This is a genomic window from Acidovorax sp. GW821-FHT10E04 (assembly GCF_059415185.1).
Genome location: NZ_JBWKMT010000003.1, coordinates 59717 through 84812, shown reverse-complemented (window position 1 = coordinate 84812; position 25096 = coordinate 59717). Strand labels below are relative to the sequence as shown.

Here is a 25096-nt window from a genome sequence, read left to right as displayed (position 1 = left end):
AGGAGACAACGATGCAAAAACGCCACCTTCTTCGCGCCTCGGCCGCTGCCGCCCTGGCTTTGTCCGCAGGCCTCCTGGCCGCCGTGCCCGCGTCGGCGCAGGACAACGTCTTCAAGATCGGCCTCATCCTGCCCATGACCGGCCAGCAGGCCACCACGGGGCGCCAGATCGAGGCCGCCGCCAAGCTCTACATGGCGCAGAACGGCGACACCGTGGCCGGCAAGAAGGTGCAGCTCATCATCAAGGACGACACCAGCCTGCCCGACGTGACGCGCCGCCTGGCCCAGGAACTGGTGGTGAACGAGAAGGTGAACGTGCTCGCCGGCATGGGCATCACGCCGTCGGCCATGGCCACGGCGCCGCTGGCCACGCAGTCCAAGACCCCGCTGGTGGTGATGGCGGCCGCCACGTCGAGCATCACCGAGGCATCGCCCTACGTGGTGCGCAGCAGCTTCACGCTGCCCCAGGTGTCGGTGGCCCTGGCCGACTGGGCGCCCAAGAACGGCATCAAGAAGGTGGTGACGCTGGTGAGCGACTACGGCCCCGGCATCGACGCCGAGAAGTACTTCAACCAGCGCCTCACGTTCAACGGCGGCCAGGTGACCGAGGCCCTGCGCGTGCCGCTGCGCAACCCCGACTTCGCGCCCTTCCTGCAAAAGGTGCGCGACGCCAAGCCCGACGCGCTGTTCGTGTTCGTGCCCTCGGGCGCGGGCGCCGCGGTGATGAAGCAGTTCCTGGAACGCGGCATGGACAAGGCCGGCATCAAGCTCATCGCCACTGGCGACGTGACCGATGACGACCAGCTCAACGACATGGGCGACGGCGCCCTGGGCGTGGTCACCTCGCACCACTACTCGGCCGCGCACCCCTCGCCGCTGAACAAGAAGTTCGTGGATGCCTTCGAGAAGGCCAACAAGGGCCTGCGCCCCAACTTCATGGCCGTGGGCGGCTACGACGGCATGCGCGTGATCTACGAAGCGCTGCGCACCACCAAGGGCGCGGGCGGCGGCGACGCGCTGCTGGCCGCGATGAAGGGCCAGGTCTTCGAGAGCCCGCGCGGCCCGGTGTTCATCGACGCGCAGACCCGCGACATCGTGCAGAACGTGTACCTGCGCAAGGTGGAGCGGGTCAACGGCCAGCTCTACAACGTGGAGTTCGATGTGATCAAGGATGTGAAGGACCCCGGAAAAACCAAGTAACCCCGGGATAGGAAGCCCCCCTGAGTCGCTTCGCGCCTTCCCCCGGAGGGGGACGCCACCCTTGGCCTGGCGAAGCCAGTTCCACGGTGGCACTGGCCTGGGGCGCGCCGGTTGTTGCGGGTGGGGGCGGTTTTCCATCCGGTGTGGGGCGTGCCAGTTTTTGGGGTCGGTGGCCCTCTTTCCTCCACCCGTTCGGGCTGAGCATGTCGAAGCCAGGGCGTCACCGTTCAGGCTGAGCTTGTGGAGAGGCGCCACCCGTTCAGGCTGAGCCTGCCGAAGCCAGGGCGCCGTGCACGAGCCCATGACTCTTGTTCGTCTTCATTGAAGTGATTTCATGCTGACCATTCTTTTCGACGGCGTGGCCTACGGGATGCTGCTGTTCATCCTGGCGGTGGGCCTGGCCGTGACCATGGGGTTGATGAACTTCATCAACCTGGCGCACGGGGCCTTTGCCATGGCGGGCGGGTATATCACGGTGCTGCTGATGCAGCGGCTGGGCGTGCCGTTTCTGGTGTGCCTGCCTCTGGCCTTTGTCGGCACGGCGTTGCTGGGGGCGGTGCTGGAGCGCACGCTGTACCGGCCGCTCTACAACAAGGCGCATCTGGACCAGGTGCTGTTCTCCATCGGGCTGGTCTTCATGGCCGTGGCCAGCGTGGACTACTTCGTGGGCTCCACCCAGCAGATCATGCAGCTGCCCGAATGGCTCAAGGGCCGCACCGAGATCGGCAGCGGCGCCTTCATGCTGGGCATGGGGCACTACCGGCTGTTCATCATCGCGGTGTGCGCGGCGCTCACGGTAGGGCTGCAGTACGTGCTGACCAGGACCCGCTTCGGCAGCCGCCTGCGCGCCAGCGTGGACGACCAGCGCGTGGCCGCCGGCATGGGCATCAACGTGAACATCGTGTTTTTGTCCACCTTCGCGTTTGGCTCGGGCCTGGCGGGGCTGGGCGGCGCGCTGGGCGCCGAAGTGCTGGGACTGGACCCGAGCTTCCCGCTCAAGTTCATGATCTATTTCCTGATCGTCGTCGCGGTGGGCGGCACCTCGTCCATCACCGGCCCGCTGCTGGCCGCGCTGCTGCTGGGCATCGCCGACGTGGCGGGCAAGTACTACATCCCCAAGCTGGGTGCCTTCATCGTGTACAGCCTCATGATCGTGATTTTGATCTGGCGGCCCCAGGGCCTGTTTGTCCGCAAGGGAGGGAAATGAGATGAACGCTCAGACCTCCATCCTCTTGAAGGCCCGGCGCTTTCGCTGGTGGGAACCCATCTTCTGGATCCTGGCCTTCGTGGCGCCGCTGGCGCTGCCCAGCCATGCGCTCATCATCAACGAGATCGCCATCGTGGCGCTGTTCGCCCTGTCGCTGGACCTGATCCTGGGCTACACCGGCATCGTGTCGTTGGGCCATGCGGCCTTCTTCGGCCTGGGCGGCTATGCGGCGGCGCTGTTCGCCAAGCACGTGATGCCCGACCCGCTGGTGGGCCTGGCGGTGGGCATGGCGGCGGCCACGGTGCTGGGGGCGGTGGCCTCGCTCACCGTCATGCGCGGCACCGACCTCACGCGGCTCATGGTCACGCTGGGCTTGGGCCTCATCATGCTGGAGCTGGCCAACAAGCTCGACTGGCTGACCGGCGGCGCCGACGGCCTGCAGGGCGTGGTGATGGGCCCGGTGCTGGGCCAGTTCGAGTTCGACCTGTATGGCCGCACGGCGGCGTGGTATTCGCTCACGGTGCTGCTGGTGTTCTTCCTCATAGCGCGGTGCATCGTGCAGTCGCCGTTCGGCGCCACGCTCAAGGCCATCCGCGACAACCGGCTGCGCGCCATGGCCATCGGCATCCCCGTCACGGCCAAGCTGGCGCAGGTGTACACGCTGGCCGCCGCACTGGCGGGCGCCGCGGGCGCGCTGCTCACGCAGACCACGGGCTTTGCGTCGCTGGACCTGTTCGAGTTCCACCGCTCGGCCGACGTGATGCTGATCCTCGTGATCGGCGGCGTGGGCTGGCTCTACGGCGGCATCCTGGGCGCTGTGGGCTTCAAGCTGCTGCAGGACGTGATCTCCTCCGTCACGCCGCAGTACTGGACGTTCTGGATCGGCCTGTTCCTCGTGGTGCTGGTGCTGGTCGGGCGCGACCGCCTGTTCCGCCCCTGGACATGGTTCCGCGCCGGGCGCAAGCCCGGTGCCAGCTCCAGCGCGGGAGGCCATTGATATGAACACGACAACCTCCACCACCGTGCTGTCGGCGCAGGGCCTGGTCAAGCGCTTCGGCGGCATCACGGCCACGAACAACGTCACGCTCGATCTGAAAAAGGGCGCACGCCATGCGCTCATCGGCCCCAACGGCGCGGGCAAGACCACGCTGATCAACCTGCTGACCGGCGTGCTGGAGCCCACCGAAGGCTCCATCGTGCTCGAAGGGCAGGACATCACGCGCCTGGCGCCGCACCAGCGCGTGGCGCGCGGCATGGTGCGCACCTTCCAGATCAACCAGCTGTTCGACAGCCTCACGCCGCTGGAAACCCTGGCGCTCACCGTGTCGCAGCACCAGGGCCTGGGCGGCAAATGGTGGCAGCCGCTGGGCGCGCGCCGTGCGGTCACCGAGCGCTGCGAGCAACTGCTCGAGCAGTTCCACCTGACCTCCGTGATGGCCGAGGAAACGCGCGTGCTGGCCTACGGCAAGCGCCGCCTGCTGGAGATCGCGATCGCCCTGGCCTGCGAACCGCGCGTGCTGCTGCTGGATGAACCCGTGGCCGGCGTGCCTGCGGGCGAACGCGAAGAACTGCTGCAGACCGTGGCGGCACTGCCCGCCGATGTCTCGGTACTGTTGATCGAACACGATATGGACCTGGTTTTCAGCTTTGCCAACCGCATGACGGTGCTGGTCAACGGCACGGTGCTCACCGAGGGCGACCCGGACACGATTGCCAACGACCCGCAGGTGAAGGCCGTGTACCTGGGGCATGGGGAGGATGCGCATGCCTGAGCTGTTGAAGATCGAAGGCCTCAGCGCGGGCTACGGCGAGGCCGTGGTGCTGCAAGGCATCTCCCTCTCGCTGGCCGAGGGCGACACCCTGGCGCTGCTGGGCCGCAACGGCACCGGCAAGACCACGCTCATCAACACCCTGGCGGGGGCCACGCGCCAGCATGGCGGCAGCGTGTCGCTGGGCGGTGCCGTGCTGCACAGGCTGCCCTCGCACGAGCGCGCGGCGGCGGGCATCGGCTGGGTGCCGCAAGAGCGCAACATCTTCAAGTCGCTCACGGTGCACGAGAACCTCACGGCCGTGGCGCGCCCCGGCCGCAAGGGTTCCAGTGCCCGGCCCTGGACCCCAGAGCGCGTGTACGAAATGTTTCCGCGCCTGGCCGAACGCAAGACCAACCTGGGCACGCAACTGTCGGGCGGCGAGCAGCAGATGCTGGCCGTGGGCCGCGCGCTGGTGCTCAACCCGCGCCTGCTGCTGCTCGACGAGCCGCTCGAAGGCCTGGCGCCCATCATCGTGGAAGAGCTGTTGCGCGCCATCCGCCGCATCACGCGCGAAGAAGGCCTGTCGGCCATCATCGTGGAGCAACACCCGCAGGCCATCCTGGCGATCTCCGACCAGGCCGCCGTGCTGGACCGGGGGACCGTGGTGCACACCGGCACGGCCGCCGAGCTGCAGGCGCAGCCCGAGCTGCTCGGCCGCCTGCTGGGCGTGGCGCGGTAGATCCGCCATGGCCTTCCTGCACCGCAGAACCCTGCTGGCGTTGTGCGCCGTGCCTTTCGCGGCCGGGAGCCAGGCGCAGCAGCCGGCGTTCCCTTCGCGCCCCCTCCGCATCGTGGTGCCCAACGCCGCGGGCGGCGCGGCCGACATCACGGCGCGCACGGTGGGCCAGAAAATCGCGGGCCCCCTGGGGCAGAGCGTGGTGATCGAGAACAAGTCCAGCGCCGGCGGCGTGGTGGCGGGCGAACTGGTGGCGCGTGCCGAGCCCGACGGCCACACGCTGCTGCTCATCAGCAGCGGCACGGCGGTGAGCGCCGCGCTGTTCCATTCGCTGCCTTTCGACACCCTCAAGGACTTCGCGCCGGTGTCCCTGCTGGCCACCTTCGACCTCGCGATCGTCGTGCGCGAAGGCGGGCGCTTTTCCACCCTGGCGGACCTGCTGGCCTACGGCCGCGCCCACCCGGGCAAGCTCAACATCGGCACGCCGCAGATCGGCACCACGCAGAACCTGGCGGCCGAACTCTTCAAGGTGACTGCCGGCATCGACGCCCAGGTGGTGCCCTTCAACGGCACGCCGCCGGTCATCACGGCCGTGCGCGGCGGCGAGGTGGACGCCATGGTGGACATCCTCGGCGCTCTGATGCCGCAGGTCGCCGCCAAGGCCCTGCGCCCGCTGGCCGTGCTGGGCGCCCGGCGCGCGCCGCAGCTGCCCGGTGTGCCCACGGTGCGCGAAAGCGGCGGCCCGCTGGAGGGCTTCAACGTCACGTCCTGGAACGGCCTGGCCGTGCCCGCGCGCACACCGCCCGCCGTGGTGGAGCGGCTCTCGCGCGAAGTGCAGGCGGCCCTGGCCCAGCCCGACGTGAAAAAACGCCTGCTGGAGCTGAACCTGCAGGCCCAGGGCAGCACGCCCGCGCAGGCCAGCGAACACCTGGCGGCCGACGCGCGGCGCTGGGCCGATGTGATCGCCCGGGCCAAGATCGCGCGGCAGTAGGGCGCTCCGCAAGGCGCATGGTGCGCCCGGGGGCTGCGTCGACACGGAGGCAAAAGATGAACCTGCAGATTGAACACATCGGCCTCATTGGCTACGGCGAGGTGGGCAAGATTTTCGGCACGGACCTCAAGGGCCGGCCGGGCGTGGCGAGCATCGCTGCCTGGGACCTGACGTTCGGGGACGATTGCACCGCGTCCGCAGAGCGCGCGCACGCAGACCGGGCGGGCGTCGTGGCCACGGCCTCGGTGCGCGAGCTGTGCGGGCGCTCGGACCTTGTCATCTCGGCCGTCACTGCCTCCAGCACGCTGGCCGTGGCCGCAGCGGCCGCACCGCACCTGCGCGCGGGCACGGTGTTCCTCGACCTGAATTCCGCATCGCCCGGCACCAAGCAACAGGCGGCCGCGCTGGTGGATGCGCGCGGCGCGCACTACGTGGAGGCGGGCGTGATGACCTCGGTGCCGCCCTATGGCATCCGCGTTCCCATGCTGCTGGGCGGCGCACAGGCCGCCGCGCTGGCGGAGGTGCTGGGCCGCTGGGGCATGGATGCCAAGCCGGTGAGCGCGCAACTGGGCATCGCCAGCGCCATCAAGATGTGCCGCAGCATCATGATCAAGGGCCTGGAGGCGCTGGTGGCCGAGAGCTACGCCACGGCCCGCCACTACGGTGTGGAAGACCAGGTGCTGCCCACGCTGCAGGAGACCTTTCCCGGCATCGACTGGAGCGCGCAGGGCGCGTACTTCCTGAGCCGCGTGGCGCAGCACGGCCAACGCCGCGCGGAGGAAATGCGCGAGTCCGCCCACACCGTGCGCGAAGCGGGCATGGAGCCCGTGATGGCATCGGCCATTGCCGCCAAGCAGCAGTGGGTGGCCGACCTGGCCGCCACGGGCGCGTTTGCGGACGTGGCCCAAGGCGCGCGCTGGCAGGACTACGCGGATGCCTTGCTTGCGGCCCGAACCCCCTCGGGGGACCGTTCTAGGTAGGCTCGAAAACCAGCGGCACGGTGCGCTGGATCAGGTCCAGCGCCGCCTTTTGCACCTGCGTGGCCGGCCGCTGCAGGCTGGTGGCCAGCGACAGCGCGATGCGCAGCGGTGGCTTGCCGGGCGTGCCGATGACCTGGGCGGTGTAGGCCGAAGGCCGGGGCGAGTTGAGCAGCGCATTGCGCGACAGCACCGCGCAGCCCGCGCCGTCGGCCACCAGGTCCAGGATGGCGGAGACGCCGTCGATCTCCAGCGCCACCTCGGGGCGGCAGCCGATGCTGGCCATTTCCGATTCCACATGCATGCGGATGGCGTTCGGGCGCGATGGGATGATCAGCGGCAGCCGCGCCACCTCGGCCAGCGGGATGGGGCCGGGCGGCGGGTCTTCGGCCAGGCCGGGCGGGCGCACGCGCACCAGCACCAGGTCTTCGTCGATGAGGTGCGACACGTCGATGTCGCGCGAGGGCTGGGCGTTGTAGAGCACCACGATGTCCAGGCGCCCGCTGACCAGCCCCTCCAGGATGGCGCCCGAGAGCCCCTCGCTGATGGACAGGCGCGCCTCGGGCAGCTCCTGGCGGAACGCGCGGGTCAGCGGCACCGTCATCACCCGCGCCACGCTGTTGGGCAGGCCGATGGCCACGCGGCCCGACAGCCCGCCGCGCATGCGGTCCATGTCTTCGCGCGCCCGCGCCATCTGGTGCAGGATGCCGCGCCCGTGCTCCACCAGCAGCTTGCCCGCCTCGGTGGGCGTGGCGCCCCGGCCGTTGCGCACCAGCAGGTTCTGGCGCAGCTCCACCTCCAGCAGGCGGATCTGGCGGCTCAGCGCCGACTGCGCCACGTCCAGCGCGGCGGCCGCGCGGGTGAAGCTGCCCAGCTCGGCCACGCGCACAAAGTATTCCAGCTGCTTGAGGTCCATGGGGGTCGACAGAGGGGAGTGTTTCCTATCGGTAAATGATATACCTGATAGATGGTGTGCCTACTTTTTGTATAGCTTGCCTTCACCCAGAATCGGCCTACACAGCGGCACCGCCGCCTGTGCCGCAGCCTTGTTGTCCCCTTTCCAATCGACGCCCGTCATGCCCCAACACCTTCGCGGAATCTCGTCCATGGCCACCCGCCAGGTGCTGGCCGAGCTGACCTCCGGCTATGAGCAGGCGACCGGTCACCGCGCCAGCATCGAGGCCGTGGGCGGCGTGGACGCCGCCCAGCGCGTGCTGGCCGGCGAGGCCTTCGATGTGGTGGTGCTCGCGGCCGACGCCATCGCCAGGCTGCTGGCGGCCGGCTGCATCGTGCCCGGCAGCGTGGTGGACCTGGTGCAGTCGGGCGTGGCGGTGGCCGTGCCCACCGGCGCGCCGCTGCCGGACATCGGCTCCGAAGACGCCGTGCGCCAGGCCGTGCTGGCGGCGCGCAGCATCAGCTATTCCACCGGCCCGAGCGGCGTGGCGCTGGCAAAACTGTTCAAGCGCTGGGGCATCGCTGATGAGATCGCCGGCCGCATGGTGCAGGCCCCGCCCGGCGTGCCCGTGGGCTCGCTGGTGGCCAAGGGCGAGGTGGAACTCGGTTTTCAGCAATTGAGCGAGCTGCTGCACGTGCAGGGCATCACCATCGTCGGGCCGCTGCCGCCCGCCATCCAGGTCACGACCACGTTTTCCGCCGGGATCGGCGCGAAGTCGCAGCAGGCCGACGCGGCCCGCGAACTGCTGGCCTACATGGCGTCGCCACAGGCTGCAGATGCCAAGCGCAAGCAGGGCATGGAGCCTGTATGAGGAACAACCCCCTGAGGCGCTTCGCGCCTTCCCCCTTCTCTCGCACCGCTGCGCGCTGCGGGAAGGGGGACGACGCCCTCGCTGCGGGGCGGCCCTTGCTTGGCGTCCCTCGCGATGGCGTCGTGCCAGCGGCAAGGCTTGCGGGCTTTGCGGGCCGGTGCGAAGAACTGACATAGACATAAGGAGAACCGAGACATGAGCCTCATCATCGACTGCCACGGCCACTACACCACGGCCCCCAAGGCGCTGGAGAACTGGCGCAATGCGCAGATCGCCGGCATCAAGGACCCCGCCCAGATGCCCAAGGTGGCGGACCTGAAGATCAGCGACGACGAGCTGCGCGAATCCATCGAGACCAACCAGCTCAGGCTGATGAAGGAGCGCGGCAGCGACATCACGCTGTTCAGCCCGCGCGCCAGCTTCATGGCCCACCACATCGGCGACTTCAACGTGTCGAGCACCTGGGCCGCCATCTGCAACGAGCTGTGCTACCGCGTCTCCACGCTGTTCCCCGACCACTTCGTGCCCGTGGCCATGCTGCCGCAAAGCCCCGGTGTCGATCCCGCCACCTGCATCCCCGAGCTGGAAAAGTGCGTCAAGGAATACGGCGCCGTCGGCATCAACCTGAACCCCGACCCCTCGGGCGGCCATTGGACCAGCCCGCCGCTGACCGACAAGCACTGGTACCCCATCTACGAAAAGATGGTGGAGTACGACCTGCCCGCCATGATCCACGTGAGCACCAGCTGCAACGCGTGTTTTCACACCACGGGCGCGCACTACCTGAACGCCGACACCACGGCCTTCATGCAGCTGATCCAGGGCGACCTGTTCAAGGACTTCCCCACGCTCAAGTTCCTGATCCCGCACGGCGGCGGCGCGGTGCCCTACCACTGGGGCCGTTTCCGGGGCCTGGCGCAGGAGATGAAGAAGCCGCTGCTCGACGAGCACCTGATGAACAACGTGTACTTCGACACCTGCGTGTACCACCAGCCCGGCATCGACCTGCTGAACACGGTGATCCCGGTGAAGAACGTGCTGTTTGCCAGCGAAATGATCGGCGCGGTGCGCGGCATCGACCCGACCACCGGCAACTACTACGACGACACCAAGCGCTACATCGAGGCGTCCACGATCCTCAGTGCCGAAGACAAGCACCAGATCTACGAAGCCAACACGCGCCGCGTGTTCTCCCGACTCGATGCACGCCTGAAGGCAAAGGGGCTCTGACATGTACGAACTAGGCGTTGTCTACCGCAACATCACCCGCGCCGACCGCGCGGCCGCCGACGGCCTGGCCGCCCTGGGCTCGGCCACCGTGCACGAGGCCATGGGCCGCGTGGGCCTGCTCAAGCCGTACATGCGGCCCATCTACGGCGGCCAGCAGGTCAGCGGCACGGCCGTGACCGTGCTGCTGCAGCCCGGCGACAACTGGATGATGCATGTGGCGGCCGAGCAGATCCAGCCCGGCGACATCGTGGTGGCGGCCGTCACCTCCGAATGCACCGATGGCTACTTCGGCGACCTGCTGGCCACGTCCTTCCAGGCCCGTGGCGCCCGCGCGCTCATCATCGACGCCGGCGTGCGCGACGTGAAGACGCTGCAGGAGATGAACTTCCCCGTGTGGAGCCGCGCCATCAGCAGCAAGGGCACGATCAAGGCCACGCTGGGCTCGGTGAACATCCCCGTGGTGTGCGCCGGTGCGCTCGTCACGCCGGGCGACGTGATCGTGGCCGATGACGACGGCGTGGTCTGCGTGCCCGCCGCACGTGCCGTCGCCACGCTGGAAGCCGCGCAAAAGCGCGAGAGTTTCGAAGGCGAAAAGCGCGCCAAGCTCGCTTCGGGCGTGCTGGGCCTGGATATGTACAACATGCGCCCCGGCCTGGAGAAGGCGGGCCTCAGGTACATCGACTGACACGCCAGTTTTGAATCTTTCAGGCCTCTAGCGCTTTACTGGAAAGCGCTGGAAGCTATTGAATTTATAGCATTCTATTTTTTCTGCATCCCATGACCTTTCGCACCTTGTCCCCCCTGCGTCGCAGTCTTGCCTTGGCCCTGGGCCTGGCCACCACCCTGGGCCTCGCATCCCACGGCGCACACGCCCAGGCCTTCCCCACCAAGCCCGTGCGCATCATCACGCCCTTCCCCGTGGGCGGTGGTCCCGACGGCGTGGCGCGCATCGTGGCCGAGAAGCTGGGCCGCATCTGGAACCAGCCCGTGGTGGTCGAGAACCGCCCCGGCGGCAACGGCTTCATCGCCATCGATGCCTTCAAGCGCGGCGCCAAGGACGGCCACGACCTGATCGTGCTGGACAACGTGCACCTGGCCGCCTACCCCAGCCTGTTCAAGAAGCTGCCCTACGACGTGGCCAAGGACTTCGACACGCTGCTGCCGCTGTTCAAGACCCATTTCTTCTTCACCGTGGGCACGGGCAGCAAGTACAAGACCGTGGGCGACATCGTGGCCGACGCCAAGGCCCGCCCGGGCAAGCTCAACTACGGCTCCTGGTCGGTGGGCAACCCCGTGCACCTGGGCTCCGAGCTGTTCGAGAGCGCCACCGGCACGCAGATGGAGCACGTGATCTTCAAGGAGACCACGCAGCTGTACACCTCGGTCGCCACCGGCGACATCGACTTCGCCTTGGGCAGCGCCGCCACCGCCGGGCCGCTGTACCGCGCGGGCAAGCTGCGCCTGCTGGCGTTCGCCGGCCCCCAGCGGTCGGCCGAGTTCCCCGACGTGCCCACCGTGGCCGAAGCCGGTGGCCCCAAGGACTTCGCCGTCACCGGCTGGAACGCCATCGCCGTGCCGCCCGGCCTGCCCGCGGCCGTCACCGACAAGATCAAGCGCGACATCGAGCAGGCCCTGACCGGCCCCGATGTGGCCGAGAAGTTCAAGACCTTCGGCTACGAGCAGTTCCCCACCACGCGTGCGCAGTTCGCCCAGTTCGTGAAGGACGAGAGCCAGCGCTTTGGCGATGTGATCAGGAAGGCCAATGTGTCGCTGGATTGATCGGAGCGAAACGCAAGGAGCACGCACATGAGTGAATTCACCAAGACCCCTGGCTGGCTCGACTGGTACGCCGGCCCGAGCAAGCCGCGCTTCCAGGTGCCCGCGGGCGCCGTGGACGCGCACTGCCACGTGTTCGGCCCCGGCGCCGAATTTCCCTACGCGCCCGAGCGCAAGTACACGCCCTGCGACGCCAGCAAGCAGCAGCTCTATGCGCTGCGCGACCATCTGGGCTTCGCGCGCAACGTGGTGGTGCAGGCCACCTGCCATGGCGCGGACAACCGCGCCATGGTCGATGCGCTCGTGCACTCGGGCGGCAAGGCGCGTGGCGTGGCCACGGTGCGCCGCTCGGTGAGCGACGAGGAGCTGCAGGCCATGCACGACGCCGGCGTGCGCGGCGTGCGCTTCAATTTCGTCAAGCGCCTGGTGGACTTCACGCCCAAGGACGAGCTCATGGAGATCGCGGCGCGCATCGCCAAGCTCGGCTGGCACGTGGTGATCTACTTCGAGGCGGTGGACCTGCCCGAGCTGTGGGATTTCTTCACCGCACTGCCCACCACGGTGGTGGTGGACCACATGGGCCGCCCTGACGTGACCAAGCCCGTGGACGGGCCCGAGTTCGAGCTGTTCCTGAAATTCATGCGCCAGCACCCCAATGTGTGGAGCAAGGTCAGCTGCCCCGAGCGCCTGAGCGTGGCCGGGCCCAAGGCGCTCGATGGCGAGCAGGCCGCCTACCGCGACGTGGTGCCATTCGCGCGCCGCGTGGTCGAGGAGTTCCCGGACCGCGTGCTCTGGGGCACCGACTGGCCGCACCCCAACCTCAAGGACCACATGCCCGACGACGGCCTGCTGGTGGACTTCATCCCGCACATCGCCACCACGGCCGGGCTGCAGCAAAAACTGCTGGTGGACAATCCCATGCGGCTGTACTGGCCGGAAGAAGAAAAGGGCTGACGCCATGTCCCTCGACAAACCCTACCTGGACGTGCCCGGCACGACCATCTTCGATGCAGAGCAAAGCCGCAAGGGCTACTGGCTCAACCAGTTCTGCATGAGCCTCATGAAGGCCGACAACCGCGCCCGCTTCAAGGCCGACGAGCGCGCCTACCTCGACGAGTGGGCGATGACCGAGGAACAGAAGCAGGCCGTGCTCGCGCGCGACCTCAACTGGTGCATCCGCCTGGGCGGCAACATCTACTTCCTGGCCAAGATCGGTGCCACCGATGGCAAGAGCTTCCAGCAGATGGCCGGTTCCATGACCGGAATGACCGAGGACGAGTACCGCGCCATGATGGTCGGTGGCGGCCGGTCGGCGCAGGGCAACCGCGTCATCGGCGAAGACGGCGATGCCCAGGCGCACCGCCAGCCGCAGGGTGCTGCGGGAAAGAAAGGAAACTGAACATGGCGCGTATCACCGCCTCCGTCTTCACCTCGCACGTGCCCGCCATCGGCGCCGCGCTCGATCTGGGCAAGACGCAAGAGGACTACTGGAAGCCGCTGTTCGCGGGCTATGACTTCTCCAAGCAGTGGATGAAGGACAACAAGCCCGACGTCATCTTCCTCGTCTACAACGACCATGCCACGGCCTTCAGCCTGGAGATGATCCCCACCTTCGCCATCGGCACCGCCGCCGAGTACCAGCCCGCCGACGAGGGCTGGGGCCCGCGCCCCGTGCCCAAGGTCATCGGCCACCCGGACCTGGCCTCGCACATCGCGCAGTCGGTCATCCAGCAGGATTTCGACCTCACCATCGTCAACCGCATGGACGTGGACCACGGCCTCACGGTGCCGCTGTCGCTCATGTGCGGCCCGCAGGATCCGGTGGAAGGAGCCTGGCCCTGCCCGGTGATCCCGTTCGCGGTCAACGTGGTGCAGTACCCCGTGCCCAGCGGGCGGCGCTGCTACAACCTGGGCCAGGCGATCCGCAAGGCCGTGGAGAGCTACGACGAAGACCTCAACGTGCACATCTGGGGCACGGGCGGCATGAGCCACCAGCTGCAGGGTCCGCGCGCGGGCCTGATCAACAAGGACTTCGACAACGCCTTCCTCGACAAGCTCATCAGCGACCCCGAGGCCGCCGCCAGCATCCCGCACATCGACTACGTGCGCGAGGCGGGCAGCGAGGGCATCGAACTCGTGATGTGGCTCATCGCGCGCGGCGCCATGGCCGACGTGGCCGGCGGCAAGCCCCCGAAGCTGGTGCACCGCTTCTACCATGTGCCCGCATCCAACACGGCCGTGGGCCACCTGATCCTGGAGAACACCTGACATGACCAAGACCATCAAAGTAGCGCTTGCGGGCGCGGGTGCCTTCGGCATCAAGCACCTGGACGGCATTCAGAACATCGACGGCGTGGAAGTCGTTTCGCTGATCAGCCGCGACCTCGACAAGACGAAGGAAGTCGCCGCCAAGTACGGCATCGGCCATGTCACCACCGACCTGGCCGACAGCCTGGCCCTGCCCGAGGTGGACGCGGTGATCCTGTGCACGCCCACGCAGATGCACGCCGAGCAGAGCATCGCATGCCTGAAGGCCGGCAAGCACGTGCAGGTGGAGATCCCGCTGGCCGACAGCCTGAAGGGGGCGCAGCAGGTCGTCGCCGCGCAAAAGGAAAAGGGCCTGGTGGCCATGTGCGGCCACACGCGCCGCTTCAACCCCAGCCACCAGTACGTGCACCGGAAGATCCAGGCCGGCGAGTTCAACATCCAGCAGATGGATGTGCAGACCTACTTCTTTCGCCGCACCAACACCAACGCGCTGGGCCAGGCGCGCAGCTGGACGGACCACCTGCTGTGGCACCACGCCGCCCACACCGTGGACCTGTTCGCGTACCAGGCGGGCAGCCCCATCGTGAAGGCCAACGCCATCCAGGGCCCGATCCACCCGGTGCTGGGCATTGCGATGGACATGAGCATCCAGCTCAAGGCCGAGAACGGCGCCATCTGCACGCTGTCGCTCTCGTTCAACAACGACGGCCCGCTGGGCACGTACTTCCGCTACATCGGCGACACGGCAACGTACCTGGCGCGCTACGACGACCTGTACAACGGCAAGGACGAGAAGATCGACGTGAGCCATGTCGACGTGTCGATGAACGGCATCGAGCTGCAGGACCGCGAGTTCTTCGCCGCCATCCGCGAAGGCCGCGAGCCCAACTCCAGCGTGGGCCGCGTGCTCGCCTGCTACGAGGTGCTGCACGACCTGGAGCAGCAGCTCAACGCGGGCTGAAGTTGGGTTTATGGGGCTGGATAGGCCCCCTGCGCTCATCAGGAGCGCGCGGGCAGCTATCGAATCGATAGCTGCTTTTTTCTTGCCCGGGCGTCCTGCACACGCAGTGCCCCTGGCTGAAGCCGGCGGTCAGATCGGCGCGTAGCTGCCCGTGCCGCCCGGCCAGGCCGTGAGCACCTCGTACCCGTCGGGCGTCACCGCCACCATGTGCTCCCACTGCGCGGACAGCGAGCGGTCCTTGGTCACCACGGTCCATCCGTCCGCCAGCTCCCTGGTCTCGCGGCCGCCCGCGTTGAGCATGGGCTCGATGGTGAAGACCATGCCGGCCTCCAGCGTGAGCCCGGTGCCGCGCTGGCCGTAGTGCAGCACGTTGGGCACGTCGTGGTAGGCCTGCCCGATGCCGTGCCCGCAGTACTCGCGCACCACGCTGAAGCGCTCGCGCTGTGCCACCGTCTGGATCGCGTGGCCGACGTCGCCCAGCGTGGCGCCGGGACGCACCTGCCGGATGCCCGCGCACAGGGCTTCGTACGTCGTCTCCACCAGGCGCCGGGCGAGCAGGCTGGGCGGCCCGACGAAGTACATGCGGCTGGTGTCGCCATACCAGCCGTCCTTGATCACCGCCACGTCGATGTTGACGATGTCGCCCTTCTTCAGGATCTTGTCGTGCGACGGAATGCCGTGGCAGACCACCTGGTTGACCGAGGTGAGGATGGTCTTGGGGTACCCCAGGTAGCCCACGTTGGCCGGCACCGCGCCCTGCACGTTCACGATGTGGTCGTGGCAGATGCGGTCCAGTTCCTCGGTGCTCACGCCGGGCACCACGTGGGGCTCGATCATGTGCAGCACCTCGGCGGCCAGTTGCGCGGCGCGCCGCGACAGGGCCAGCTCGTCCGCCGACTTGATGGGAACGCCGCGCGCCATCAGTGCTTCCCGTTGGCCACGGCGCGGGGTTTGGCCGGCAGGCCGTCCACCGCCATGGCGATGTCCAGGCCGCCCGCCATTTCGGCCCGCACCAGCAGCTGGCAGATCTCGCGGTGGTCGAGCTCGGGGTGCATCTCGGTCAGCATGCCCACCCGCATCCAGTGCTCGGCCTGCGCGTTGATGGAGCGGCTCAGCGCGGTGCCTGCGACACGCAGATTTTCGTGCATCTGGTCTGAAATCTTGACGATACCCATGGATGATCTCTATACAAAACGTATATGAATTATATATAAAACGTGTGGCGGCGTCTTAAGGTGGCGCACAGGGTGCGCTGGCCACAATGCCAGGCTTGCCATGCCCTCACACCCCGGACACACCGCCCCAGGAGCCCATCCCGATGCAACCACCGCAGCACGTGACATTCCGCGCTTTTGCCGGGGCCTCGGATTTTCCGGCCATGGTCGCCTGTGCGAACGCCAGCTTTGCCGCCGACCAGACCCGGTTCTTTCGCACCGTGGAGGACGTGGCGCGGGACTACGCCGCGTTCACCCAGTGCGTGCCGCAGCAGGACGTGTGGATCGCGCAGGCGGGCGATGAGATCGCTGGCTATGTGCGTGCCTGGCATTGGGCACAGGCCGATGGGCTGCAGCTCCACGGGCAGTTTGCGGTCGTTGCGCCGCGGTGGCGCCGGCAGGGCATCGGCGCACGGCTGCACGCGTGGCTGGAGGCGCGCCAGCGCGAGATGGCAGCGGCCCTGGGCCAGGCCGGCCCGCATGCGCACCACGCCTTCGTCACAGAGGGCGAAACCGCACGTGCGGCGCTGCTGGAAAAAGCAGGCTACCGGCCCGAGCGCTATTTCTTCACCATGGGCCGCCCCACGCTGCAGGCCATTGCCGACTTTGCGCTGCCTGCCGGCCTGGAAGTGCGTGCGGTGCAGCCCGGCCACTACCGCGCCATCTGGGATGCGCATGCCCGTGCTTTCCATGCGCACTGGGGCTATGCACCGCCCGACGAGGCGGACTACCAGCGCTGGCTGGCCAGCCCGGTCTTCCAGCCGCACCTGTGGCAGGTGGCCTGGGACGTGCGGATGAACGAGGTGGCGGGCCAGGTGCGCACCTACATCGACACCACATGGAACGCGGGCAATGGCCGCCAGCGCGGATGGACGGAATTCATCAGCGTGGGCGAGCGCTGGCGGCGCCGCGGCCTGGCGCGGGCCCTGATTGCGCGCAGCCTGCGCGCCCAGGCCGATGCAGGCATGCAGGAGTCCGGGCTGGGGGTGGACAGTGAGAATGCGAGCGGCGCGCTGCGCGTCTATACGGACTGCGGCTTCGTTGTGGAACAGCGCAACTGCGTGTTCCGCAAGCCGCTGGTGCTGGGCACCCCCGGCCGCGGGGCCTGACGCCACCGGCACCACGCGGCCGGCAGGCGCGGGCTGTCACAGGGACCGGGACAGCGCGATGAGCCCCCAGACAAGCACCACCAGCTGGGCAAGATTGACGAGCAGCGCGGTGGCATGCACCCGGCGGAACCGCTGCACCGCCCCGCCGTTCCTGGCTTCTATCTGGCTGCCCAGTTGCTGCATGGCGGGCACCAGGCGCTTGCGCAAGGCCGTGGAAACCGCTGCCATGGCCGCCGCGCCAGCGGCATAGGCCCACTGTCCCCACAGCGCGTAGCTGGCCGACGCGCACAGGGCCACCCAAAATGCAGCCTTGTAGTAGACATTGAAGAAACCGCGCACGAACCGGGCGTCGAGCGGCTCGTCGTGCTGGAGGATCAGCAGCGGCAGGCCGCCCAGCAGGAAGTAGGCGGTGGTGACGAGCATGGCGACAGTGAAGAAGAAGGCTGCGTAGATGGCGGAAGGCATGGCGCTTCTCCTGGGCGGGATGGGCCGCTGCGGTGCGCGCGGCTTCGCGTAATGTATCGCGCCGACCCGGCGCAGCAAACCACCGCGGCCTCCGTGGCCGGCGCGCCATGGCCGGCTATCCGTGCGCGCGGATGTTGGCAACAATGGCACCCCATGACCACGCCTGCCTTCTTTGCCACCTCCGCTGCCTTCCGCCAGTGGCTGCAAGCCCATGCGGCACACGCGCCCGAACTGCTCGTGGGCTTCCACAAGGTCGGCTCGGGCCGCCCGTGCATGACCTGGTCCGAGTCGGTGGACGAGGCGCTGTGTTTTGGCTGGATCGACGGCGTGCGCCGGCGCATCGACGAGCACACCTATTCCATCCGCTTCACGCCGCGCAAGCCATCGTCCGTCTGGAGCGCGGTGAACATCGCCAAGATGGAGCAGCTGAAGGCCGCCGGCCGCATGACGCCCGCGGGCCTGGCGGCCTTCAGCCACCGCAAGGCCGACAAGTCCGCGATCTACTCGCACGAACAGGCCGCAGTGGCCGAGCTGCCCGCCGCGCAGTTGCGCGAGTTCAAACGCCACAAGAAGGCATGGCAGTTCTTCGAGGCCGCCCCCGCGGGCTACCGCAAGTCCATGCTGCACTGGGTGACGTCGGCCAAGCGGCCTGAAACCCGCGCGGCGCGGTTTGCGCAGCTGCTGGCGGCCTCGGTGGCCGGCGAGCGGATCGACCTGTGGACCCGGCGCCCCCGCGCGGGCGATGCTGCTACACCTTCGGCCTGAAAGGACCTCGCCCACCATGGCCCCGCCCGCGTCCTCCCAACCCACCACCATCGCGGACTACATCGCGGCCGCCCCCAAGGCGGGCCAGCCGCTGCTGCATGCGCTGTACGCCATCCTGAAGCGCGCCGCGCCGCAGGCCGAGGAAGCCATCAAGTGGAACACGCCGTTCTTCATCGAGCCGCGCTTCGTGTACGCCTTTTCGGCGCACAAGGCGCATGCGAGCTTTGCGCCGCCCGCTGCGGCGCTCGCGCATTTCGGGCAGGCGCTGCAGGCCGTCAGGACGACCAAGGGCACCATCGTGCTGCCCTACGACCAGCCGCTGCCGGCAGAGCTGATCGAACAGATCGCGCGGTACAGCGTGCAGCGCGTGCGCGCGCGCACCACGGACAGCTTCTGGGAGTGAGCACGCCGCGTAGCGGCCGTGCGGCGCGGGGTGCATGCATGCCGTAAGCTTGCGCCATGCAACAAAGAAACCTTGGACCTTTCTCCGTCTCGGCCATCGGCCTGGGCTGCATGAACCTTTCGCACGCCTACGGCGCGCCCGTGTCGGCCGAGCAGGGCGAGCGCGTGCTGCTGGCCGCGCTCGATGCGGGCGTGACGCTGTTCGACACCGCCACGCTGTACGGCTTCGGCGCCAACGAAACGCTGGTGGGCCGCGTGATGAAAAGCCACCGCAGCCGCTTCACCCTGGCCAGCAAATGCGGCATGCAGGGCGTGGACGTGAACGGCGACGGCAAGCTGGTGCGCGTGATCGACGGCCGCCCCGCCACGCTGCGCCAGACCTGCGAGGACAGCCTGCACCGCCTGCAGACCGACGTGATCGACCTGTACTACCTGCACCGCTGGGACAAGAAGGTGCCCATCGAGGACAGCGTGGGCGCATTGGCCGACCTGGTGCGCGCGGGCAAGATCCGCAGCATCGGCCTGTCCGAAGTGTCGGCCGCCACCCTGCGCCGCGCGCACGCGGTGCACCCCGTCGCGGCGGTGCAGACCGAGTATTCGCTGTGGACACGCAACCCCGAGATCGCCGTGCTCGACGCCTGCCGCGACCTGGGCGCGGCCTTCGTGGCCTTCAGCCCCGTGGCGCGGGGCTTTCTGTGCGGCGAACTCAGGGACGTCTCCGCCCTCGACCCCAAGGACATCCGCCGCGCCATGCCCCGCTTCGCCCCCGATGCCTACGCCGCCAACCTGCAGCTGCTGGACGGCTACCAGGCCATCGCGCGCGAAGTGGGCTGCACGCCGGCGCAGCTGGCGCTGGCCTGGCTGCTGCACCAGGGCGGGCACATCATTCCCATCCCCGGGACGACCAGCGTGGAGCACCTGCGGGACGATGTGGGCGCGGCCGGTGTGCGGCTCGATGCCACGGTGCTCGCGCGGCTGGATGCACTGATCAACGAGCGCACCGTGGTGGGCCCGCGCTACAGCGCGCAGAGCGCGAGCGAGGTGGACACCGAGACGTTCGAAAGCCACGCGGTGTAAGTCGTCCTGCGGCCCCGGACTGCCTGGCGGGCGCCACGGACGACGCCCGGCCGCTCTGGGCCGCCCAGCCGCACCTGAAAAAATGTCTCTGCGCTCCATCCTCTCGACATTCGGCCGCAAGCCTGCACCGGCGCGGCCGGACACGCCATCCGTGCACGCCACTTCCCGGTGCAAGCTGTACGGCCACCCCGAGTTCCAGATCCGGGTGTCGAACAGCGCGGTGCCGGTGGAGGACATCTCCTTCCTGCTGCAGTTCTTCGAGCAACGGGTCGCCCGGGGCGAGAAGTTCCGCGGTGGCGAGAGCCTGCAGGTCGGCTGGATGTTCACGATGCTGGAAGAGGGGCCCGCAGGATTCCTGCGGGTGCTGGAGCCCGACATGCAGGTGGTGCCCGTGAGGTTCGTCGATTCGGTCGACAACACGCTCATGCAGCTGCGCAACCAGAAAGACGTTGTGGAGAGCCTCTCCCCGTCCATCGCGCCGGACTTTCCGTCGCTTCGCCAAAGCGCCGTCGTGCACGTGAACTACCAGGAAGCCCGTCGAATCCTGCTGACCCGAAACGACCCCGTCAACGCGGCGGATTCCGGCTGGTGGCTCTCGGACCTGGACGACGAGGCACGCCTTGAGGATCCGGCACGCTTCATGAAGACCTCCCTGTACCAGCTGGGCGTGCACCGCCCGGACCTGATCCAGTTCCTTGCGGTGCCGGCGGGATTGCAGGTGGCCGTGGACGGCGCGCGCATCAGCGTGCTCGGACCCGTGCAGGAGGTGCAGCAGATTCCGGGCTCGTACCTGAGCGAATTGAACAAGGCGCGGCAGAGCGCCGTCTCGGCCGGTCGGTCCTCGGCAGGCTAAGCCAGGCACAGGCACGAGGGCTCTCGCCCATCTCACCAGGCGGGCTGCGGCATTCGGCAGTCACAAACACCTCGCAGACCTCCGCTCGCGCCCACGTTCAAAGGCTGCGCTTTCTGAAAGGAAAAAGCCCTGGAGCATCACTGCTCCAGGGCTTGTTCGTTCGGCACGCTGGCGGGATCTGGTGACCTTGCCGTCCCCCGGCCTGTCCGCCGAGGGATCGGGCGCCCCAGGGGCTCAACGGCCGCGCAGGGTGCCCTTGTCGTCGGCGATCACGATCTCCACGCGGCGGTTCATGGCGCGGCCTTCCGGCGATGCGTTGTTGGCCACGGGGTGGGCCTTGCCGTAGCCGCGCGCGGTGATGCGGCTGCTGTCCACGCCGCGCTGCACCAGTGCGTCGCGCACGGACTGGGCGCGGCGGTCCGACAGGTCCTGGTTGTAGCCGTCGGAGCCCACGCTGTCGGTGTAGCCCTCGATGAGCAGCTTGCGGTCCGGGAACTGCTTGAGGAAGCTGGCCAGCTTGTCCAGGCGGGGGCCGGCCTGGGCCGACAGCTCCGCCTTGTTGAAGGCAAACAGCACGTCGCCCAGCGTCACGAGCAGCCCGCGCTCGGTCTGCTGGGCTTCCATGTCGCGCAGCTGGGCTTCCAGTGCGCGCACGCGGTCCTGTGCGGCGCTGGCCTGGGCCATCGCGACGCTGGCATTGGCCTGCTGCTGGGCGGCGCGCTGCTCGGCGTTCAGGGCCTGGGCCTGGGCCTGCTGGGCGCGCAGGCGGGCCTGGTCGGCCTCCTGGGTGCGCGCCTGCAGGCGGATGCGGTCGGCGTCGCCGCTGGCTTGCTGGATGCTGGCGTCCAGCTGGCGCGAGCGTGCCGCGTTCGTGGCGATCTCGGCGCGCTGGCGTGCGATGTAGGCCAGGTGGTTGGTTTCCGATTCGTCGTGGTCGTCGGCCCATTCGCGGTCGGCGCGGGCCAGAGCGTCGGTCGCTTCCTTCAGTTCCACGGGGGCGTACTGGTTCACGATGGGGTCGCCGGCGACGGCGCTCACGGCGGAGCGGGCCTGCTCCAGGGCCGGGAACGGCGCGGTGCTGGCACAGGCCGCGAGCAGCCCCACGGCGACGAGGCTGGTGCACAGGGCGGTGGTACGTTGGATCAATCGGTGCATGGTGTGGTGTCCTTCAAAGGTCAGGAGCGGCCCGCGGTGCGGGCGGCGTGGTCAGGAGCGTTCGGCCCTCAGCGGGGGGACCGGCGGTTGATTTCTTCCTGCAGCGCGCGGATGCTGTCCTGGACCTGGGCAAGGTTGGTCGCATTGCGTGCCGCGTCGGCACGGGTCTCGGCCACGCGGGCGTCGACCTCGGCCTCGGCCGCCAGGCGCCGGGCGTTCTTGTAGTCCTGCTGGGCCATGGCCTTCTCGGCGAGGATGAGTTTTTCCTGCGCACGCTGCAGGTCCACGGGGGCGCTGGTGGCCGTCGCCGGCGCCGCCGCCACGCGGTTCACCGTGGTGCGGGTGACGGCCATCTGTTCGGTGGGCGGGGGCGTGGACGAGCATGCTGCCAGGGCGCCCAGCGCGAGGGCTGCGGCCGTGAGACGGAGGGGGGTGGATGGGTGCATGGTGTGGAGACCTCCTGAGCGGGTGGATTGTTGGTGGGCATGCCCCGGCGCGTTGCGCGCCTCACTGGGCAGGGGGCGCGGCGCCAGGCAATGCATGCCAGCTTTTTGATGAATGCATTGTTCGCCGCGCGGCCCGCCGCCCGCGTAGGCACTGCCTCTGTATTCCTGTGGGCCATGTCTTACGAACGCTTGCAATTTGCGTGGGGCGTGGCCGGGCCTGTGCCGGGCGTCGTCCACCGCTTCACCCGTCCCTCACTCAGGTGCTGGCGGCCGTGCCGTGCAAGGGTGCGGGAACTCTGCGCGGCGCTGGCTGTCGATCAATCAGTCCACCGCGCGCCACTGCCATCGGCCATCGGCGGCCGCACCCGCGCCCACGCAGGCCTGCAAGCGGGCCACGCGCCGCAGCCCGGCGCGCGTGCTGCGCGCGCCGCCCCACCAAGGAGAAACAACCATGCCGCCATCGACCTTCTCAACCTGGATCCGCGAGACGACCTTCGTGGGCGTTCCGCTGTGGAGCCTGATGGTGGCGCTGGCCGCCGCCGCCACGACCTATGTGGGCATCCTGCTGGTGCTGCATCTGCTCACGGGCCGTGCCAGGGTGTGGGCCACGCAGTCCGGCAGCGCGGCGGCGCACACCGTGGTGGAGGTGCTGGAGGGCACGAGCCGCCTGCTCATGGTGGTCGTGGCCCTGCTGGTGGGCGCGAGCCTGCTGGAGCTGCCGGGCCGCTGGGAAAGCCGGCTCAGCCAACTGTGGTTTGTCGCCCTTGCGCTGCAGATGGGCCTGTGGGGCATGCGGGCCATCGGCATGGGCGTGCGGCGGTATGTGGAACGCCATTCGTCCACGGGCATGACCCAGGTCAGCGCCTCCGCCACGCTGTTGTCCTGGGGGCTGCGCACGCTGCTGTGGAGCGTGGTGCTGCTGGCCATCCTGTCCAACGTGGGCGTTAACATCACGGCCTTCATCGCCAGCCTGGGGGTGGGGGGCATCGCCGTGGCGCTGGCGGTGCAGAACATCCTGGGCGACCTGTTCGCCTCGCTCGCGATCGCGGTGGACAAGCCCTTCGAGGTGGGCGATTTCATCGTGGTCGGCAGCGTCTCGGGCACGGTGCAGGTGATCGGGCTGAAGACCACGCGCATCCGCAGCCTGCAGGGCGAGCAGATCGTGATGTCCAACACCGACCTGCTCAAGCAGACCATCAGCAACTACCGCATGCTGGAGAAGCGGCGCATCGTGTTCGGCTTCGGTGTGTCGTACAACACCACGCCCGAGCAGGCCGAGGCGATCCCGGGCGTGGTGCGCAAGCTCATCGACGCCCATCCGGAGCTGCGCTTCGACCGCGCGCACTTCAAGGCGTTTGGCGCGAGTTCGCTGGACTACGAGGTGGTCTACATCGTCCAGGACCCGGCGTTCAACCTCTACATGGACCTGCAGCAGTCCATCAACCTGGGTCTCATGCGCGAGTTCAAGGCCATGGGGGTGGAGTTTGCCTTTCCCACCAGCACGGTGCACATCGCCAGCGCGCCTGCGCAGTCCCAGGGCCCGGCGCCGCTGGCTGGTGCTGCTGCTGCGGCGGCGGCCGCCGCGTCCGTGGCCGCGCGTTGAGGCGGCGGCCTGCCGCGCACCGCGGGGCGGGCGGGGGGCAAAAAAAAGCCGGCAGCCTTTGCAGGCGGCCGGCTTGAACAGGGTAGTTGCTTCTAATGCTTCTTCATTCTCAAGGGTAACGCTTACTTGGAAACAACGCGCACCATTTCCAGGCACTTGTTCGAGTAGCCCCATTCGTTGTCGTACCAGCTCACGACCTTCACGAAGGTGCCGTCCAGCGCGATGCCGGCGTCGGCGTCGAAGATGGACGTGCGGGTGTCGCCACGGAAGTCGGTGGCCACCACCTTGTCCTCGGTGTAGCCCAGCACGCCCTTGAGCGCGCCTTCGGACTGGGCCTTCATCTCGGCCTTGATTTCCTCATAGGTGGCAGCCTTGTCCAGCTCCACCGTCAGGTCGACCACCGACACGTCGCTGGTGGGCACGCGGAAGGACATGCCGGTCAGCTTCTTGTTCAGCGCCGGGATCACCACGCCCACGGCCTTGGCGGCGCCGGTGCTCGAGGGGATGATGTTTTCCAGGATGCCGCGGCCGCCGCGCCAGTCCTTGTTGGACGGGCCGTCCACGGTCTTTTGCGTGGCGGTGGCGGCGTGCACCGTGGTCATCAGGCCGCGCTTGATGCCCCACTTGTCGTTGAGCACCTTGGCCACGGGGGCCAGGCAGTTGGTGGTGCACGAGGCGTTGGACACGATGGCCTGGCCGGCGTAGGTGTCGTGGTTCACGCCGAACACGAACATGGGCGTGTCGTCCTTGGAGGGGGCCGACAGGATGACCTTCCTGGCGCCCGCATCGATGTGCTTTTGCGCGGTGACCTTGTCCAGGAACAGGCCGGTGGATTCGATCACCACGTCGGCGCCGACTTCGTTCCACTTGAGGTTGGCGGGGTCGCGCTCTTGCGTCAGGCGGATCTTCTTGCCATTGACGACCAGGGTGTTGCCGTCCACCGAGACTTCGCCCTTGAAGCGACCGTGCACCGAGTCGTACTGCAGCATGTACGCGAGGTACTCCGGCTCCAGCAGGTCGTTGATGCCCACGACTTCGATGTCGCTGAAGTTCTGGATGGCCGAGCGCAGCACGTTGCGGCCGATGCGGCCAAAGCCGTTGATACCAATCTTGATCGTCATAGGGTGTCTCTCCAAGGTTGCAAA

29 protein-coding genes are annotated in these 25096 nt (G+C 68.2%); 21 read left to right on the top strand and 8 right to left on the bottom strand.

The window, feature by feature from the left end; genetic code table 11:
* Window positions 1-11: 11 nt before the first annotated feature.
* The 7 genes from AC07OC_RS09750 to AC07OC_RS09720 all read left to right on the top strand — a co-directional run bounded on the left by AC07OC_RS09750 (window position 12) and on the right by AC07OC_RS09720 (window position 6864).
* A complete protein-coding gene (locus AC07OC_RS09750) occupies window positions 12-1199 on the top strand; it encodes an ABC transporter substrate-binding protein (RefSeq protein ID WP_218297918.1) in 1188 nt (395 codons plus the stop codon).
* Between the two features lie 334 nt (window positions 1200-1533).
* Window positions 1534-2406, top strand: a complete 873-nt coding sequence (locus AC07OC_RS09745; RefSeq protein WP_218341758.1) for a branched-chain amino acid ABC transporter permease — start codon at window positions 1534-1536, stop codon at window positions 2404-2406.
* A 1-nt stretch (window position 2407) separates the two neighbouring features.
* On the top strand, window positions 2408-3403 hold the full coding sequence (locus AC07OC_RS09740; RefSeq protein WP_494601064.1) for a branched-chain amino acid ABC transporter permease: 996 nt from the start codon (window positions 2408-2410) through the stop codon (window positions 3401-3403).
* A gap of 1 nt (window position 3404) precedes the next feature.
* Window positions 3405-4178 carry an ABC transporter ATP-binding protein gene (locus tag AC07OC_RS09735; protein ID WP_218297915.1) on the top strand — a complete coding sequence of 258 codons (774 nt, stop codon included), beginning with the start codon at window positions 3405-3407 and terminating at the stop codon, window positions 4176-4178.
* Window positions 4171-4896: an ABC transporter ATP-binding protein gene (locus tag AC07OC_RS09730; RefSeq protein WP_218297914.1), complete on the top strand. Its 726-nt coding sequence runs from the start codon at window positions 4171-4173 to the stop codon at window positions 4894-4896. Before AC07OC_RS09735 ends, AC07OC_RS09730 begins: the two co-directional genes overlap by 8 nt.
* Window positions 4897-4903: 7 nt before the next feature.
* Complete coding sequence (locus AC07OC_RS09725; RefSeq protein ID WP_218341760.1) at window positions 4904-5884, top strand: Bug family tripartite tricarboxylate transporter substrate binding protein; 981 nt, start codon at window positions 4904-4906, stop codon at window positions 5882-5884.
* Window positions 5885-5946: 62 nt separating this feature from the next.
* Window positions 5947-6864 (top strand): NAD(P)-dependent oxidoreductase, encoded by a 918-nt coding sequence (locus AC07OC_RS09720; RefSeq protein WP_218341803.1) that lies wholly within the window; start codon window positions 5947-5949, stop codon window positions 6862-6864.
* Here the strand turns inward: AC07OC_RS09720 and AC07OC_RS09715 are convergent.
* Window positions 6857-7777: a LysR substrate-binding domain-containing protein gene (locus tag AC07OC_RS09715; RefSeq protein WP_218297912.1), complete on the bottom strand. Its 921-nt coding sequence runs from the start codon at window positions 7775-7777 to the stop codon at window positions 6857-6859. The two genes, AC07OC_RS09720 and AC07OC_RS09715, sit on opposite strands and share 8 nt — an antisense overlap.
* A 190-nt stretch (window positions 7778-7967) precedes the next feature.
* Between AC07OC_RS09715 and AC07OC_RS09710 the strand changes: the two genes are divergently transcribed.
* The 8 genes from AC07OC_RS09710 (at window position 7968) to AC07OC_RS09675 (ending at window position 14862) form a co-directional block, all read left to right on the top strand.
* Entirely contained in the window at window positions 7968-8627 is a 660-nt protein-coding gene (locus AC07OC_RS09710; RefSeq protein ID WP_218341804.1) for a substrate-binding domain-containing protein, read from the top strand.
* A gap of 195 nt (window positions 8628-8822) precedes the next feature.
* Window positions 8823-9857, top strand: a complete 1035-nt coding sequence (locus tag AC07OC_RS09705; protein ID WP_218341761.1) for an amidohydrolase family protein — start codon at window positions 8823-8825, stop codon at window positions 9855-9857.
* Between the two features lies 1 nt (window position 9858).
* Entirely contained in the window at window positions 9859-10542 is a 684-nt protein-coding gene (gene ligK, locus AC07OC_RS09700) for a 4-carboxy-4-hydroxy-2-oxoadipate aldolase/oxaloacetate decarboxylase (RefSeq protein WP_494601061.1), read from the top strand.
* A 92-nt stretch (window positions 10543-10634) separates the two neighbouring features.
* Complete coding sequence (locus AC07OC_RS09695) at window positions 10635-11636, top strand: Bug family tripartite tricarboxylate transporter substrate binding protein (protein ID WP_494601059.1); 1002 nt, start codon at window positions 10635-10637, stop codon at window positions 11634-11636.
* A 27-nt stretch (window positions 11637-11663) separates the two neighbouring features.
* Window positions 11664-12587, top strand: coding sequence for an amidohydrolase family protein (locus tag AC07OC_RS09690; protein ID WP_218297907.1), 924 nt, complete (start codon window positions 11664-11666; stop codon window positions 12585-12587).
* A gap of 4 nt (window positions 12588-12591) precedes the next feature.
* Window positions 12592-13032: a protocatechuate 4,5-dioxygenase subunit alpha gene (ligA, locus tag AC07OC_RS09685; RefSeq protein ID WP_218297906.1), complete on the top strand. Its 441-nt coding sequence runs from the start codon at window positions 12592-12594 to the stop codon at window positions 13030-13032.
* A gap of 2 nt (window positions 13033-13034) precedes the next feature.
* Window positions 13035-13901 (top strand): class III extradiol dioxygenase subunit beta, encoded by an 867-nt coding sequence (locus AC07OC_RS09680; protein ID WP_369643659.1) that lies wholly within the window; start codon window positions 13035-13037, stop codon window positions 13899-13901.
* Window position 13902: 1 nt separating this feature from the next.
* Window positions 13903-14862, top strand: coding sequence for a Gfo/Idh/MocA family oxidoreductase (locus AC07OC_RS09675; protein ID WP_494601056.1), 960 nt, complete (start codon window positions 13903-13905; stop codon window positions 14860-14862).
* 129 nt (window positions 14863-14991) lie between these two features.
* Here the strand turns inward: AC07OC_RS09675 and map are convergent, their stop codons facing one another.
* On the bottom strand, window positions 14992-15783 hold the full coding sequence (gene map / locus AC07OC_RS09670; RefSeq protein WP_494601054.1) for a type I methionyl aminopeptidase: 792 nt from the start codon (window positions 15781-15783) through the stop codon (window positions 14992-14994).
* The gene (locus AC07OC_RS09665; RefSeq protein ID WP_218382245.1) at window positions 15783-16037 is read right to left on the bottom strand and encodes a ParD-like family protein; all 255 of its coding nucleotides are present in this window, start codon (window positions 16035-16037) and stop codon (window positions 15783-15785) included. Before AC07OC_RS09665 ends, map begins: the two co-directional genes overlap by 1 nt.
* A gap of 143 nt (window positions 16038-16180) precedes the next feature.
* On the opposite strand from AC07OC_RS09665, the gene AC07OC_RS09660 reads away from it, so the two are divergent.
* Window positions 16181-17185, top strand: a complete 1005-nt coding sequence (locus AC07OC_RS09660) for a GNAT family N-acetyltransferase (RefSeq protein WP_494601051.1) — start codon at window positions 16181-16183, stop codon at window positions 17183-17185.
* A gap of 36 nt (window positions 17186-17221) precedes the next feature.
* On the opposite strand, the gene AC07OC_RS09655 is transcribed toward AC07OC_RS09660, so the two are convergent.
* Window positions 17222-17650 (bottom strand): hypothetical protein, encoded by a 429-nt coding sequence (locus AC07OC_RS09655; protein WP_218297901.1) that lies wholly within the window; start codon window positions 17648-17650, stop codon window positions 17222-17224.
* A gap of 153 nt (window positions 17651-17803) precedes the next feature.
* On the opposite strand from AC07OC_RS09655, the gene AC07OC_RS09650 reads away from it, so the two are divergent.
* The 4 genes from AC07OC_RS09650 to AC07OC_RS09635 all read left to right on the top strand — a co-directional run bounded on the left by AC07OC_RS09650 (window position 17804) and on the right by AC07OC_RS09635 (window position 20747).
* A complete protein-coding gene (locus AC07OC_RS09650) occupies window positions 17804-18415 on the top strand; it encodes a YdeI/OmpD-associated family protein (RefSeq protein ID WP_494601049.1) in 612 nt (203 codons plus the stop codon).
* Window positions 18416-18431: 16 nt separating this feature from the next.
* Window positions 18432-18818: an iron chaperone gene (locus AC07OC_RS09645; RefSeq protein ID WP_494601047.1), complete on the top strand. Its 387-nt coding sequence runs from the start codon at window positions 18432-18434 to the stop codon at window positions 18816-18818.
* A gap of 56 nt (window positions 18819-18874) precedes the next feature.
* Window positions 18875-19894, top strand: coding sequence for an aldo/keto reductase (locus tag AC07OC_RS09640; RefSeq protein ID WP_494601045.1), 1020 nt, complete (start codon window positions 18875-18877; stop codon window positions 19892-19894).
* Between the two features lie 151 nt (window positions 19895-20045).
* Window positions 20046-20747 carry an immunity protein Imm33 domain-containing protein gene (locus AC07OC_RS09635; RefSeq protein WP_370628119.1) on the top strand — a complete coding sequence of 234 codons (702 nt, stop codon included), beginning with the start codon at window positions 20046-20048 and terminating at the stop codon, window positions 20745-20747.
* A gap of 234 nt (window positions 20748-20981) precedes the next feature.
* On the opposite strand, the gene AC07OC_RS09630 is transcribed toward AC07OC_RS09635, so the two are convergent.
* The 3 genes from AC07OC_RS09630 to AC07OC_RS09620 all read right to left on the bottom strand — a co-directional run bounded on the left by AC07OC_RS09630 (window position 20982) and on the right by AC07OC_RS09620 (window position 22801).
* The gene (locus AC07OC_RS09630; RefSeq protein WP_494601043.1) at window positions 20982-21902 is read right to left on the bottom strand and encodes an OmpA family protein; all 921 of its coding nucleotides are present in this window, start codon (window positions 21900-21902) and stop codon (window positions 20982-20984) included.
* Between the two features lie 68 nt (window positions 21903-21970).
* A complete protein-coding gene (locus AC07OC_RS09625; protein WP_218341771.1) occupies window positions 21971-22348 on the bottom strand; it encodes a DUF4398 domain-containing protein in 378 nt (125 codons plus the stop codon).
* A 321-nt stretch (window positions 22349-22669) separates the two neighbouring features.
* The gene (locus AC07OC_RS09620; protein ID WP_255591892.1) at window positions 22670-22801 is read right to left on the bottom strand and encodes a hypothetical protein; all 132 of its coding nucleotides are present in this window, start codon (window positions 22799-22801) and stop codon (window positions 22670-22672) included.
* Here AC07OC_RS09620 and AC07OC_RS09615 point away from each other — a divergent pair.
* The gene (locus tag AC07OC_RS09615) at window positions 22800-23951 is read left to right on the top strand and encodes a mechanosensitive ion channel family protein (RefSeq protein WP_494596788.1); all 1152 of its coding nucleotides are present in this window, start codon (window positions 22800-22802) and stop codon (window positions 23949-23951) included. The genes AC07OC_RS09620 and AC07OC_RS09615 overlap by 2 nt on opposite strands.
* Before the next feature lie 122 nt (window positions 23952-24073).
* Here the strand turns inward: AC07OC_RS09615 and gap are convergent, their stop codons facing one another.
* Entirely contained in the window at window positions 24074-25072 is a 999-nt protein-coding gene (gene gap, locus AC07OC_RS09610) for a type I glyceraldehyde-3-phosphate dehydrogenase (RefSeq protein WP_218297892.1), read from the bottom strand.
* Between the last annotated feature and the right edge of the window lie 24 nt (window positions 25073-25096).

Bases quoted from the DNA above. Each gene is read 5' to 3' on its own strand.
- AC07OC_RS09750 (WP_218297918.1), top strand. From the start codon at position 12: ATGCAAAAACGCCACCTTCTTCGCGCCTCGGCCGCTGCCGCCCTGGCT.
- AC07OC_RS09745 (WP_218341758.1), top strand. From the start codon at position 1,534: ATGCTGACCATTCTTTTCGACGGCGTGGCCTACGGGATGCTGCTGTTC.
- AC07OC_RS09740 (WP_494601064.1), top strand. From the start codon at position 2,408: ATGAACGCTCAGACCTCCATCCTCTTGAAGGCCCGGCGCTTTCGCTGG.
- AC07OC_RS09735 (WP_218297915.1), top strand. From the start codon at position 3,405: ATGAACACGACAACCTCCACCACCGTGCTGTCGGCGCAGGGCCTGGTC.
- AC07OC_RS09730 (WP_218297914.1), top strand. From the start codon at position 4,171: ATGCCTGAGCTGTTGAAGATCGAAGGCCTCAGCGCGGGCTACGGCGAG.
- AC07OC_RS09725 (WP_218341760.1), top strand. From the start codon at position 4,904: ATGGCCTTCCTGCACCGCAGAACCCTGCTGGCGTTGTGCGCCGTGCCT.
- AC07OC_RS09715 (WP_218297912.1), bottom strand. From the start codon at position 7,777: ATGGACCTCAAGCAGCTGGAATACTTTGTGCGCGTGGCCGAGCTGGGC.
- AC07OC_RS09710 (WP_218341804.1), top strand. From the start codon at position 7,968: ATGGCCACCCGCCAGGTGCTGGCCGAGCTGACCTCCGGCTATGAGCAG.
- AC07OC_RS09705 (WP_218341761.1), top strand. From the start codon at position 8,823: ATGAGCCTCATCATCGACTGCCACGGCCACTACACCACGGCCCCCAAG.
- ligK (WP_494601061.1), top strand. From the start codon at position 9,859: ATGTACGAACTAGGCGTTGTCTACCGCAACATCACCCGCGCCGACCGC.
- AC07OC_RS09695 (WP_494601059.1), top strand. From the start codon at position 10,635: ATGACCTTTCGCACCTTGTCCCCCCTGCGTCGCAGTCTTGCCTTGGCC.
- AC07OC_RS09690 (WP_218297907.1), top strand. From the start codon at position 11,664: ATGAGTGAATTCACCAAGACCCCTGGCTGGCTCGACTGGTACGCCGGC.
- ligA (WP_218297906.1), top strand. From the start codon at position 12,592: ATGTCCCTCGACAAACCCTACCTGGACGTGCCCGGCACGACCATCTTC.
- AC07OC_RS09680 (WP_369643659.1), top strand. From the start codon at position 13,035: ATGGCGCGTATCACCGCCTCCGTCTTCACCTCGCACGTGCCCGCCATC.
- AC07OC_RS09675 (WP_494601056.1), top strand. From the start codon at position 13,903: ATGACCAAGACCATCAAAGTAGCGCTTGCGGGCGCGGGTGCCTTCGGC.
- map (WP_494601054.1), bottom strand. From the start codon at position 15,783: ATGGCGCGCGGCGTTCCCATCAAGTCGGCGGACGAGCTGGCCCTGTCG.
- AC07OC_RS09665 (WP_218382245.1), bottom strand. From the start codon at position 16,037: ATGGGTATCGTCAAGATTTCAGACCAGATGCACGAAAATCTGCGTGTC.
- AC07OC_RS09660 (WP_494601051.1), top strand. From the start codon at position 16,181: ATGCAACCACCGCAGCACGTGACATTCCGCGCTTTTGCCGGGGCCTCG.
- AC07OC_RS09655 (WP_218297901.1), bottom strand. From the start codon at position 17,650: ATGCCTTCCGCCATCTACGCAGCCTTCTTCTTCACTGTCGCCATGCTC.
- AC07OC_RS09650 (WP_494601049.1), top strand. From the start codon at position 17,804: ATGACCACGCCTGCCTTCTTTGCCACCTCCGCTGCCTTCCGCCAGTGG.
- AC07OC_RS09645 (WP_494601047.1), top strand. From the start codon at position 18,432: ATGGCCCCGCCCGCGTCCTCCCAACCCACCACCATCGCGGACTACATC.
- AC07OC_RS09640 (WP_494601045.1), top strand. From the start codon at position 18,875: ATGCAACAAAGAAACCTTGGACCTTTCTCCGTCTCGGCCATCGGCCTG.
- AC07OC_RS09630 (WP_494601043.1), bottom strand. From the start codon at position 21,902: ATGCACCGATTGATCCAACGTACCACCGCCCTGTGCACCAGCCTCGTC.
- AC07OC_RS09625 (WP_218341771.1), bottom strand. From the start codon at position 22,348: ATGCACCCATCCACCCCCCTCCGTCTCACGGCCGCAGCCCTCGCGCTG.
- AC07OC_RS09615 (WP_494596788.1), top strand. From the start codon at position 22,800: ATGCCGCCATCGACCTTCTCAACCTGGATCCGCGAGACGACCTTCGTG.
- AC07OC_RS09620 (WP_255591892.1), bottom strand. From the start codon at position 22,801: ATGGTTGTTTCTCCTTGGTGGGGCGGCGCGCGCAGCACGCGCGCCGGG.
- gap (WP_218297892.1), bottom strand. From the start codon at position 25,072: ATGACGATCAAGATTGGTATCAACGGCTTTGGCCGCATCGGCCGCAAC.